The sequence below is a fragment of the Pinisolibacter sp. genome, assembly GCF_036782435.1.
Taxonomy (GTDB): Bacteria; Pseudomonadota; Alphaproteobacteria; order Rhizobiales; family Ancalomicrobiaceae; genus CALBKH01.
Genome location: NZ_DAIPZB010000079.1, coordinates 1 through 11,799, shown reverse-complemented (window position 1 = coordinate 11,799; position 11,799 = coordinate 1). Strand labels below are relative to the sequence as shown.

Genomic DNA, 11,799 nt, shown 5'->3' with positions numbered 1-11,799 from the left:
GGTGGCAATCTCCTCAGGCGAAACGCTCATCCGTGATTTTCAAAACGGACTCTTACGTTTAGCCGGGATCTGCAATATCATGATTGGCTCCGCATTGGTTGGTCTTGGACGATATGCTGCTGCGCGAGAGCACTTCGGGGAAGCTTGCGGTCTCCCCCTAACGGTTCATGCAAAATCATACCTTGGTGTGCTTGATGGGTTCCTTCATGGTGTTGCAGCTCAGGCGCAATATTCAGCATACGATCCCCCACGAAATGTCCATCCATACATAGCCGCAAAGATCGCGCATAATATTATAGCGTGCCGCATCGATCTTATGAAGCTGGACGGGTGCGATGTCGATTTATGGGATACTTCGATCACACCGCTTGAGCAGATGGGTTCTCGTGAGTACACATATGGAATAAATAATATAGCGGTTATAAATTTGCTTAGAGGGAATTATGAGACAGCAATATCGCTACTCAGATATCTCCGGGACCGTGCCTATCAGGCATATGACGTCTGTTCTTGCGAAAACAATACAGTTGTATATGCAATATTGACCGGCGACTATGCGCTCGGAACGGAGGCATGTGACAGTTTGGAGAGTCTATTTAGACCCGGTGGATTTGCTGATCCTACATTCAAAATGATGAGTTATTCGAATATTGCGGCATTCGCCTGGCGATTTGGAGATGAGGATCTTCTCGCGCGGGCACTGCGAGAGTCGCTTATTCCAGCGAATCATGAGTCGGCCCATCATTTTGAACGTAAGAAGAAAAAGATGATATCAAGCAAATATGACGGCGATTATTACGTAGATATATCTTGCTCCGACTTGGAGGGTCGCTTTGTCTACTATCCAGTTGTGCTGCATCATTGGGATTTTTTCATCCCACCGATGAATTCGGCCATCATACAGGAGTGGTTCACTCCTCCGGAGGATGCTCTGCGGATTGGGCATGACTGAATTTTAGACAGGCTGCGAGAGCATCACCAAAATCGGCCGAATGCCTTAGCCGGGCGTGGTGTCTGAATGCATCGCCCTTGGGAAAGGCGCCAGTGTTCAAGTCGATAAGTTTCGGGATGCCTCCCGCATCCAAACGAAAGTCCATCGCCCAGTAATCCTTAAGTCCTAGTATTCTTTTTAAGACATTAACTGACCTGCCCACCTCGCGATAAAGGCGTTCCACTTCTAGGTGATCAAGAACATCAACTTCTTCGATTGGCCTAAAGTAGTCATCACCGATGTACCCAGAAGGGGCAATTTCATAGTGAGGGATCACTCCCCCCTCCTTGTCAAAAAAGTCGACGAGACATAGCGAAAAGCTGTCATCAGCCGTTCCGGCAATATAACTTGCTCGAATTTCTATCCCGGGTAAATACTCCTGTATCAAACTTTCGTCGTGAAAACGGCAATCTATCTCTTCGGCCGCGATCAGGGCGGATCGAATATCAAGCACAGCTCGATTGGCATTCAATCCGACCATGTTTCCGAAAGAATTCGTTTTGACAAAATAGCGAGATCCATCAAAGATGGTATGTGGTGCACTGACAATCTTGGCGCCTCGCGCCAAAAAACAGCGAGGAACCAATATCCCTGCTTCACTGGCTACAGCAGATAGTTTGAAACGATCCTGAGCCAAAGCTTGCGCGGCAATCGGACTTCCGAAATATGATACTTTTAGTAGCCTAGCCAAGGCTGGAATTAGCGAACCGCGAAATTGTCTAAGTCCGTCTGATACGTTCCATATAAGCAATTTAGATCTATCAATTCCTTTTATCCAATCAATTAATTCATCTATTTGTTCGATTTCATAGATATGAATGCAGAATGATGGAGTGGAAAACCTCAGTAAATCGGATAGAAGCAACACGTCGTCTTCGGCAAAAAGCCAATAAGAAGCAATCTGAGCATCGTCTCGGCTCCACCCATCATCGATTTTCCGCGTAACCCAACGTGCACGGCTCTCGTAGATGAGGACAACATGTTCGAGGGGGACGGTCATAATTCTCAGTTATCCCACCCTCAGCCTCCCCAGTGTGTTGGCCTTCAGAACGGCTTGTTTCAGCCGTTCGTCGCTGACGTGGGTGTAGATTTCCGTCGTGGAGATCGAGCGATGACCGAGAAGGCGTTGGACGAAGCGGATGTCGATGCCGGCTTCGAGCAAGCTCGTCGCAGCTGAGTGGCGCAGCATGTGTGGGGTGATGCGGCGGGTGAGCCCGGCCCGCTCCGCGAGACGGCGTAGGCCTCGACGGATGCGGTCGGTGGACATCCGGCCACCGGCGTCGGTGCGCAGGATTGGTGTCGATGGCCCTGCGCGGTGCATTCCCTGATCCTTGAGGTAGGCACGTAGCTCGCCGACCACTTCGCTCGATGTCAGGAACACCTGCCGTTCGCGATTGCCTTTGCCGCGAACCCGCAGCGTCCGGCGCTCGAGGTCGATGTCGCCGACCCGCAGGGCCGTGAGTTCGGCGACGCGCATGCCGGTGGTGAAGAGCAGCAGCACCGCGAGCGCGATCGGCGCCGAGGCCTCACGGCGTCCGGTGAAAAGGCGCCGCAGTTCGATAGCAGTAAGGCAGCGCGGCAAGCGCTTGGGCAGGCGGATCCGTACCTCGGCGGTTCGGAACGGTGAGGCAGCGATGTCGCCTCGCCGCTCGGCCCAGGCGAAGAGCGCGCGCAGGCAGGCGAGGCGTCGCTTCACCGTGGCCGGAGCGAGCCCGCGTGGGCCGATCAGCCATTCGGCATAGGCGGTCAGACCCGAAGCGGTGGCAGGCGAGGCGTGAGCGCCGTCGGCGAGGTAGCGTCGGAGATCGCCGAGATCTTGGGTGTAGGCCTTGATCGTGTTGGCCGAGAGGTCGCGACCGGTTCGGCAATGCCGCAGGAACGCGGCGGAGGCGGCGAGGAGGTCCATGGGTTCTGCTCCGGAGACGGGGAAGGTTGCCTCGGAGGCTTACCACGGCTGAAATTCCTCCTCATCCGCGTGCAGGGTGCGGGTCGCGCTGCGATGCAGCTCTGGACTGCTTTCGGTTCGATGAGGCTGTGAAAGCCCTCACCGCGAGGCGTCGCCGATCCCCGCTCTCTTCGCTGGCATCCCGTCGAACCCCGGCCTCGTGACGATCAACCCGCTCGGGGTCGGCTACGTGAACGTGCCGCCACTGCGGTGATCGCGGCCGAGCTTCGACATTTGGGGGAGCCATCGAGCGGGGATCGGCCCCGCTCCCGGATGGAGCCTCCGCATGTCCCACGATCTCGCTCTCGCTCGGTCTCACGCGCTCGATCTCGCCCGCACCCTGATGGTCCCGGTCGTTCTCTTTCGCTCTGGTGCCGAATTCGGCGTCCTCCCGGCCGACGAACTCGACGAGGGCGACGATGTCGAGGTCCTCGCCGAATACGATCCGTGGCGGGCTCATTGAGCCCGCTTCCCCACGCGACGAAGGCGCCCCGATAAGGAGGCGTGCCGCGGCGACCGAGGCCCGCCCCTCGGGCGCCCGCCGTGCCGGGAGGCCGCGAGAGGGAGAGGGCGGACGGCAGGTCGGTGACGGGTGAGGGCCGGAGAGAGGGTCTTCCGGCGCCCGTCGCGGAGATCGGTTCCATGAACATGCAGGTTCTCGATGCGCGGCGCGAGGCGAGCGGCGGCTACAAGGTGGATGTGACGCGCGGCGAGCGGGTCGGGCGGGTGTCGTCGGAGTGGTTCTCGCGGCCCGGCGACGAGCGGTTTCTGTCGCTCGGTGACCTCGGGCGCGCCGTGCGCGACCGGTCGGAGCGCAGCCGCACCCGAGTCGTCGCGACCGACCACATCCATGTCGAGGCGAACCGCAGCGATGGCGAGCGTCTGGCGCTGATCCTGCCGGGGGCGGAGGCGCCGGTCCTGCCGACGCACTGGAGCTTCGGTCAGCTCGCCGCCCAGGTCGGCGCGCCCACCACCTATCTGCGTCAGCTCCCCGCCGCGCTCGCCGGCATCAATCTGCAGTATGGGCTCGGCACTCACCGCGGTGAGCAGATCAAGACGCTCGAGACCGACGACGGCCGGGTCGAGCTGCGCGCCGTCACCGGCCCGGACTACGGCCGCATCTACGACCACGAACTGGTCGAGGCGGTACAGCGCATCGCCGGCAACGGCACCGGTGACACGCGCTGGAAGGTCCCTGGCGTGCTCGACTGGTCGACCGGCATCTACAATCCGCGCGTCGACGTCACCCGGGACACGACGACACTCTATGCCAGCGACCGCGACGTGTTCCTGTTTCTCGTCGACGATCTCAACCCGATCGAGGCGGGACGACTGCCCGACGGTTCTCCCGACCTGTTCTTCCGCGGCTTCTACTGCTGGAACTCGGAGGTCGGCGCCAAGACGCTCGGCATGGCGAGCTTCTATCTGCGCGCCGTGTGCCAGAACCGGAACCTTTGGGGTGTCGAGGATTTCGAGGAGATCACCATTCGCCATTCGAAATACGCCGCCTCGCGCTTCGCCCACGAGGCGGCGCCGGCGCTGATGAATTTCGCCAACTCGTCGCCGCGTCCCTTCGTCGAGGGCATCCGGGCGGCGCGCGAGCGGATCGTGGCCAAGACCGACGAGGACCGCAGCGACTTCCTGCGTCGGCGTGGCTTCTCGAAAGGCGAGACGGCGAAGATCATCGAGACGGTGCTCGCCGAGGAGGGCCACCCGCCGGCGAGCATCTTCGACTTCGTCCAGGGGATCACGGCCGTCGCCCGCGACAAGCCGCATCAGGACGCTCGCCTCGACATGGAGGCGAAGGCGAAGAAGCTGCTCGACCGAGCGGCTTGATCCTGACGGGCGGGGTGATCGCCTCGCCCTCGATTCCCGGTCCCATCTGTGTTCCCGTCGTTGCGGCGCCGTCCTCGAGAGGAAGAGGGCGGCGCTTTGCTTCGTGACGAGTTCGGGCTGGAGAGAGGGTCTCTCGGCGCTCGTCGTGGAGCAGGATCCATGACCAAGACTTCCCCGAAGATCACGCTGGCGTCGTCGCGCGACATTCCCTTCGACAAGCTGGTGCTGAGCCAGTCGAACGTCCGGCGCGTCAAGGCCGGGCTATCGATCGAGGAGCTCGCCGAGTCGATCGCCCGGCGCGGGCTCATCCAGTCGCTGCATGTCCGTGCCGTGGTCGATGCCGAGGGCCGCGAGACCGGCCTCTACGAGGTGCCGGCCGGCGGCCGGCGTTATCGGGCACTCGAACGCCTGGTGAAGGAGAAGCGCCTCGCCCGGACCGCGCTGGTGCCCTGCATCGTCTCCGAGGCCAAGGGCGACATCCTGATCGACGAGTTGTCGCTCGCCGAGAACATCGAGCGGGCGCCGCTCCATCCGCTCGATCAGTTCCGCGCCTTCCAGGCGATGCGCGACAAGGGGATGACCGAGGAGGCGATCGCCGCCGCCTTCTTCGTCGGCGTCGCCGTGGTGAAGCAGCGCCTGCGTCTCGTCACGGTGTCACCGAAGCTGCTCGATCTCTACGCCGAGGACGCGATGACGCTCGAGCAGTTGATGGCCTTCACCGTCTCCTCCGATCACGCCCGCCAGGAGCTGGTGTGGGAGGCGGTCCGCCACGGCTGGCAGAAGGAGCCGTGGAACATCCGGCGGGCGCTGACCGAGACCTCGGTCGCGGCCTCCGACAAGCGGGCCCTCTTCGTCGGCGTCGAAGCCTACGAGGCGGCGGGCGGGACCGTGCTGCGCGATCTCTTCCAGACCGACGGCGGCGGTTGGCTCGAGGACGTCGCTCTGCTCGATCGGCTGGTCGCCGAGAAGCTGAAGGCCGCAGCCGACGAGATCGTGGGCGAGGGCTGGAAGTGGGTCGAGGCCGCCATCGGCTTCCCCTATGGCCACACCCAGGGCCTGCGTCGGCTCACCGGCGCGGCCGTCGACCTGACCGAGGAGGAGCGTGCGACGATCGCCGCGCTGGAGGCGGAGCGCGATCGCATCGAACCGGACCATGCCACGGCCGACGAATACCCCGACGGGGTCGACACGCGGCTCGGGGAGATCGAGACGGCGCTCGCCGGCTTCGAGGACCGACCGATGCGGTTCGACCCGGCCGAGGTCGGCCGTGCCGGCGCCTTCGTCGGTCTCGATCCGCAGGGGCGGTTGACGGTCGAGCGCGGCTACGTTCGCCCCGAGGACGAGCCGATGATCGACGCGGAGACGGGTGAGATCCTCGACGTGGAGGAGAACCCCGAGCTCGGACGCGATGCGCGGATCGCGCGACCGAGCACCCTCATCTTCGCCGGAGAACCGGTGGCGGCGATCGAGACGGACGAGGAGGACGACGGGTTGAAGCCGCTGCCCGATCGGCTCCTCGCCGAGCTGACCGCCCATCGCACGCTGGCGCTCCGCGATGCGGTCGCAGATCATCCACAGGTCGCGATGACGCTGCTGCTGCACAAGCTGGTGTCGGACACGTTCTCATCGCGAGCGCCGACCGGTTGCCTGGAGGCGAGCGTCCGCCAGGTCTGGTTCCCCGCCCAGAACGAGGAGCTGAAGGACTGCCCGTCGGCCAAGGCGGTTGCCGACCGGCAGGAGCAGTGGGGCGATCACCTGCCCGCCGACGATGAGGCGTTGTGGGACTGGCTCGACGCGCTCGACGAGGCGAGCCGGATGGCGCTCCTCGCCCATTGCGTTTCCTACGGCGTCAACGCTCTTCACGAAAAGCCGAACCCCTATGGCGGCTCGGGCATCACCGAGCTGGCCTTGCGCACCCGGCTCGCCCAGGCCGATCGGCTGGCCCGCGCGGTCGGGCTCGACATGGTGGAGGCGGGCTGGCGGCCGACGGTCGCCAACTACCTCGGCCGCGTCCCCAAGGCGCGCATCCTCGAGGCGGTGCGAGAAGGCGCCGGCGAACGGGCGGTGCAGCTCATCGATCACCTGAAGAAGGGCGACATGGCGAAGGAGGCCGAACGCCTGCTCGCCGAGACCGGCTGGGTGCCGGAGCCGCTGCGGAGATCGGATCTCGACGGTGCGGTCGCCGATCCGATGGTCGAGCCTGACGGTGTCGACGAGGGCGATCTGCCGGCCTTCCTCGCCTCGGGCGACGAGGACGGCGCGACGACCGACGAGGAGGAGCTGTCCGCCGCGGCGGAATGATTGCAGGACGCGGGGAGGGGCCTCGTCCTCTCCCTGCTTCCATCACCGATCCCGCGCCCGGCGGTGATGCCGGGCGTTCTCGTTTCAGGAAAGGTCTCCTCTCATGAGCATCCCCGAACACGCGCGGGCGAACTTCGAGACTCTGCTGCGCGCCGCGAAGAATGACGATCTCGCCCTGATGGAATGCGCCGACGCCGCGACCGGCGCACCGCGTTGGGTCATCTGCGCCGTCGGACGCGCCGGCGAGGACTACGTCTTCACGCCCTTCGGCCACCTAGCCGGGGGGGACCCGTTCGAGGCCTATGTCCCGCCTGGGTGATCGGACAGCCTCGCGGACGCGATGCGATATGGAGAATATACCCGTATCGGGTATGGTTCGGAGGTGTAGGTGGCTCGCCTTCTGAATGCGGCGCGGTCGCGTTTGGGGAGTTGTAACGTGCGTAGGATCACTGAGCCGTTGCGGAGCGATCTCGCCGTGCTTCACGAGGCCGGCGCGATCGGCAAGGTGACGATGCGGGAATTCGACGCCATCTGCCCACCGCCGGTGCGGGAGTTCAATGCGGCCGACATCAAGCGGCTGCGTGAAAGCCTGCAGTTCAGCCAGCCGGTGTTCGCCCATCACCTGCACACCAGTGCCTCGACCGTTCGCAAGTGGGAACGAGGCGAAACCCGTCCGACCGGTCCGGCGCTGAAACTGCTCAACGTCATCGCCGACAAGGGGCTACAGACGATCATCTGAGGTCGAACCATCGTCGTCGACGATCGAACCGCTCGAGCGTTCCCTGTCTCTCTTCAACGCGCCCACCTCACGGTCGGGCGCTTTTTCGCTTCGACGACCCGAGAAGCGGACGGATCAAGCTTCCTGCACTTCGTCGTGCCCTGCCGCACGGGCCGCCTTCACGAATTTCCGGTCGAAGGTGACGAAGCGCTCGCAGGCTCGGGCTTGTCCGAGGTGGAGGGCGTCGGCGAAGTCCATGCCTCTGTCCACGAGGTCGAGCGCGGCGGCGACGAGATCGGCTTCCGCGATCGTCACGTTCGCCAGACCGGCGAAGGCGCGCAAGGCGCGCGTGACGTCGCCGACCACGAAGCCGTAGGCGCTGCGCAACACCCATTCGACTTCGAGGATCACGGTGAGGCCGACGAAGACTGAATTCTCGTCGACGAGCTTTCTCGCGCGAGCCGACTGTTCGGGATGGTCGCCGGTCAGGTAGCGGACGACCAGGTTCGTATCAATCGCGATCATGGCGACGGCGAGCCTCGGCCAGAACGGCGGCATCCATCTCGTCGAGCGACTTCGGCGCTCCGCTCACCGGGAGCATGGCGAAGACCTCGCCCGGCCGCGTCCGAGAAAAGGCCGGCGCCGGCTTCAGGAGCACACCGTCAGGGGTGTCTTCGACGACCAGCCGCGTACCGGCATCCCAGTTCCGTAAGCGGCGGATCGCCTTGGGCAGGATGACCTGCCCCTTGGTCGAGACCTTGGTGAGGAGTGGATCGGATCCGGCCATGACGCGCGCCCCAAGAGTAAGACGTAGGTAAGATAGTCTCGACCTTGCCGGGGTTCAAGGCCGGGGGAGGGGAAACGCCGAGAGGAAGAGGGCGGCCGGGACGGGGTGAACCCGGGCGGAGGAAGAGAGCGCCGGCCGGGAGACCTCGTCCTCGCTCTCCTCGGGGTTCCCGATGAACGTCGTGCCTTCCCCCTCCGATGCCGCGACCGCATCGGCTGTCGCACCCGCCGCAGCGATCCTCGCCGCTGCACACACGTTGCTGCCCCAACTCGAACGGGGCCAGCCGATCAAAACTGGGCATCTGCGCAGTGCGATGGAGGCCTCCTTCGGGGCGTCCGATGCAACCGGAGTCTGGGACTGGAAGGACGCCTACGAGGTGGGGGAGGTCGCGACCGTCCTCTTCCTGCGGAAGTTCGGCCGCACCCTCTTCCGCAAAGCGTCGTCGCCCGAGGCTCGGCTCGCCGCGCTCTCGAAGATCGCGGCCCTTCTGCCGACCCATACCCGTCGCTCGGAGGAAAGTCGGGCGCTGCAGCAGTTCTCGACGCCGATCCCGCTCGGGCTCGCCGCCGTCACTGCCGCCGCGATCGGGCCCGGCGACATGGTGCTGGAGCCGTCGGCCGGCACCGGGCTCCTCGCCGTCCTCGCCGAGATCGCCGGTAGCCGGCTCGTGCTCAACGAACTCGCCGAGACCCGCGCCGACTTGCTGGCGTCGCTCTTCCCGTCGGCTCGCGTCACCCGATTCGATGCCGCGCAGATCGACGATCATCTCGGCCCGGGCGCCGTTCCCTCCATCGTGGTGATGAATCCGCCGTTCTCGGCGCTGGCGCATGTGATGGGCCGCGTCGCCGATGCCGGCCTCCGCCACGTCGCCTCGGCGCTCGCCCGCCTCGCCCCCGGTGGCCGGCTCGTCGCGATCACCGGCGCCAATGTCGGCCCGGATGCGCCCGAGTGGCGAGACACCTTCGTGCGCCTTCAGGAACGCGGTCGCCTCGTCTTCACCGCGGCGATCGCCGGCTCGGTCTTCGCCCGACACGGGACGACGGCTCCGACCCGCGTCACCGTTATCGACAAGGTTCCGGCCGACGATCCGACGGCGTTGCCCTCCTCGATCGGCATGGCGTCGGACGTCACCACGCTGATGACCTGGATCGGAGCAGGCGTGCCGCCGCGCCGGCGCGTGGAAGTACCACCGGCCCGTACTCCGCGTCCCTCGACCATCGGGTCTATCGCGCAGAAGCCGCGTTCGTTCCCCGTCCATCTTCGTCATCCCGCTGTGGCATCCTCGGAACAGCAAGGCGTCGAGCTCGCCTACGAGACCGTCGATTGGGCACCGCCCGAGGGTGCCCGGCTGACCGAGGCGATCTACGAGGACCATGTCCTCCAGTCGATCCGCATCCCCGGCGCCGCGCCCCATCCGACCCGGTTGGTGCAGTCCACCGCCATGGCCTCGGTTGCACCGCCGAAGCCGAACCATCGACCGAGGCTCCCCGCCGACATCCGCGATCGTCTCTCCGAAGCGCAGCTCGAGACGGTGATCTATGCCGGGGAAGCCCACGCCGGCCATCTCGCCGGCCGGTGGACGGTCGACGAGACCTGGGACGTCGTGAAGGCGGCGCCCCTCGACGCCGAGAGCGCCGTCCGCTTCCGCCGCGGCTTCATGCTCGGTGACGGGACCGGCGCCGGCAAGGGCCGTCAGTCGGCCGGCATCATCCTCGACAATTGGCTGCAGGGCCGACGGAAAGCCGTCTGGATCTCCAAGTCCGACAAGTTGATCGAGGACGCGCAGCGCGACTGGGCGGCCCTCGGCCAAGAACGCCTGCTGGTCACGCCGCTGTCGCGGTTTGCCCAAGGCCGGCCGATCACCCTCACCGAGGGCATTCTCTTCACCACCTATACGACGCTGCGCTCGGAGGATCGCGGCGACAAAGCCTCGCGCGTCCGCCAGATCGTCGACTGGCTCGGCTCGACCTTCGACGGCGTGATCGTCTTCGATGAGAGCCACGCCATGCAGAATGCCGGCGGTGGCAAGAGCGAGCGGGGCGACGTCGCCCCCTCGCAGCAGGGCCGCGCCGGCCTGCGTCTGCAACATGCGCTACCTGATGCTCGCGTCGTCTACGTCTCGGCGACCGGCGCCACCACGGTGCACAATCTCGCCTATGCCCAACGGCTCGGCCTGTGGGGCGGGGAGGATTTCCCCTTCGCCACCCGGGCCGAGTTCGTAGAGGCGATCGAAGCCGGCGGCGTCGCGGCGATGGAGGTACTCGCCCGCGATCTGCGCGCGCTCGGCCTCTATACCTCGCGCTCGCTCTCCTTTGAAGGCGTCGAATACGAACTGCTCGAGCATCGGCTGAGTGACGAGCAGCGCCGCATCTACGACGCCTATGCCGGCGCCTTCGCCATCATCCACCGCAACCTCGATGCGGCGATGAAGGCCGCCAACATCACCGGCTCGGAGGGCACCCTGAACGCCCGCGCGAAGTCGGCCGCGCGCTCCGCCTTCGAGAGCGCCAAGCAGCGCTTCTTCGGCCATCTCCTCACCTCGATGAAGACGCCGACGCTGATCGCAGCGGTCGACCGCGATCTCGAGGCGGGCCATGCCGCCGTCGTCCAGATCGTTTCGACCGGCGAGGCGTTGATGGAGCGTCGCCTCGCCGAGATCCCCACGGATGAATGGAACGACGTTCGCGTCGACATCACGCCGCGGGAATATGTCCTCGACTACCTCGCCCACTCGTTCCCGGTTCAGCTCTACGAACCCTTCACCGACGGCGAGGGCAATCTCGCCTCGCGCCAGGTCTATCGCGACGGCCAGCCGGTCGAGAGCCGCGAGGCGGTCGCCCGGCGCGATGAGTTGATCGAGCATCTGGCGAGCCTGCCGCCGGTGCCGGGAGCCCTCGATCAGATCGTTCAGCGCTTCGGCATCGAGAAGGTCGCCGAAGTGACCGGCCGCTCCCGCCGCATCGTCCGCAAGGGTGATCGCTTCGCCGTCGAGACCCGCGCCCCGTCCGCCAATCTCTCCGAGACCGCCGCCTTCATGGACGACGGCAAACGCATCCTCGTCTTCTCCGATGCCGGAGGGACCGGGCGCAGCTATCACGCCGACCTCGCGGCACGAAATCAGCGCCTGCGCGTCCACTATCTGCTCGAGCCCGGCTGGAAGGCGGACGCCGCCATCCAGGGGCTCGGCCGCACCAACAGGACCAATCAGGCGCAGCCGCCGC

11 protein-coding genes are annotated in these 11,799 nt (G+C 64.8%); 7 read left to right on the top strand and 4 right to left on the bottom strand.

What is annotated here, in order from left to right; genetic code table 11:
* A partial coding sequence (locus tag V7Q42_RS20560) for a hypothetical protein (protein WP_333826137.1) occupies positions 1 to 952 on the top strand: 952 nt, incomplete at its 5' end.
* Here V7Q42_RS20560 and V7Q42_RS20555 read toward each other — a convergent pair.
* Positions 912 to 1,991 (bottom strand): hypothetical protein, encoded by a 1,080-nt coding sequence (locus V7Q42_RS20555; RefSeq protein ID WP_333826136.1) that lies wholly within the window; start codon positions 1,989 to 1,991, stop codon positions 912 to 914. The genes V7Q42_RS20560 and V7Q42_RS20555 overlap by 41 nt on opposite strands.
* Before the next feature lie 9 nt (positions 1,992 to 2,000).
* Entirely contained in the window at positions 2,001 to 2,897 is an 897-nt protein-coding gene (locus V7Q42_RS20550; RefSeq protein ID WP_333826135.1) for a tyrosine-type recombinase/integrase, read from the bottom strand.
* A gap of 325 nt (positions 2,898 to 3,222) precedes the next feature.
* On the opposite strand from V7Q42_RS20550, the gene V7Q42_RS20545 reads away from it, so the two are divergent.
* The 5 genes from V7Q42_RS20545 (at position 3,223) to V7Q42_RS20525 (ending at position 7,812) form a co-directional block, all read left to right on the top strand.
* On the top strand, positions 3,223 to 3,399 hold the full coding sequence (locus V7Q42_RS20545; protein WP_333826134.1) for a hypothetical protein: 177 nt from the start codon (positions 3,223 to 3,225) through the stop codon (positions 3,397 to 3,399).
* Positions 3,400 to 3,578: 179 nt separating this feature from the next.
* On the top strand, positions 3,579 to 4,772 hold the full coding sequence (locus V7Q42_RS20540) for a DUF932 domain-containing protein (protein WP_333826133.1): 1,194 nt from the start codon (positions 3,579 to 3,581) through the stop codon (positions 4,770 to 4,772).
* A 159-nt stretch (positions 4,773 to 4,931) separates the two neighbouring features.
* On the top strand, positions 4,932 to 7,073 hold the full coding sequence (locus tag V7Q42_RS20535) for a ParB/RepB/Spo0J family partition protein (RefSeq protein ID WP_333826132.1): 2,142 nt from the start codon (positions 4,932 to 4,934) through the stop codon (positions 7,071 to 7,073).
* A gap of 103 nt (positions 7,074 to 7,176) precedes the next feature.
* Positions 7,177 to 7,392 (top strand): DUF6117 family protein, encoded by a 216-nt coding sequence (locus tag V7Q42_RS20530; RefSeq protein ID WP_333826131.1) that lies wholly within the window; start codon positions 7,177 to 7,179, stop codon positions 7,390 to 7,392.
* 117 nt (positions 7,393 to 7,509) lie between these two features.
* A complete protein-coding gene (locus V7Q42_RS20525; protein ID WP_333826130.1) occupies positions 7,510 to 7,812 on the top strand; it encodes a helix-turn-helix domain-containing protein in 303 nt (100 codons plus the stop codon).
* A gap of 114 nt (positions 7,813 to 7,926) precedes the next feature.
* Here the strand turns inward: V7Q42_RS20525 and V7Q42_RS20520 are convergent, their stop codons facing one another.
* Together V7Q42_RS20520 and V7Q42_RS20515 are read right to left on the bottom strand one after the other, a co-directional pair.
* Complete coding sequence (locus V7Q42_RS20520; protein WP_333826129.1) at positions 7,927 to 8,316, bottom strand: type II toxin-antitoxin system VapC family toxin; 390 nt, start codon at positions 8,314 to 8,316, stop codon at positions 7,927 to 7,929.
* A complete protein-coding gene (locus V7Q42_RS20515) occupies positions 8,303 to 8,578 on the bottom strand; it encodes an AbrB/MazE/SpoVT family DNA-binding domain-containing protein (RefSeq protein WP_333826128.1) in 276 nt (91 codons plus the stop codon). The genes V7Q42_RS20520 and V7Q42_RS20515 overlap by 14 nt, the downstream gene beginning before the upstream one ends.
* Before the next feature lie 172 nt (positions 8,579 to 8,750).
* On the opposite strand from V7Q42_RS20515, the gene V7Q42_RS20510 reads away from it, so the two are divergent.
* The coding region (locus V7Q42_RS20510; protein ID WP_333826127.1) for a strawberry notch-like NTP hydrolase domain-containing protein at positions 8,751 to 11,799 on the top strand (3,049 nt) is incomplete at its 3' end.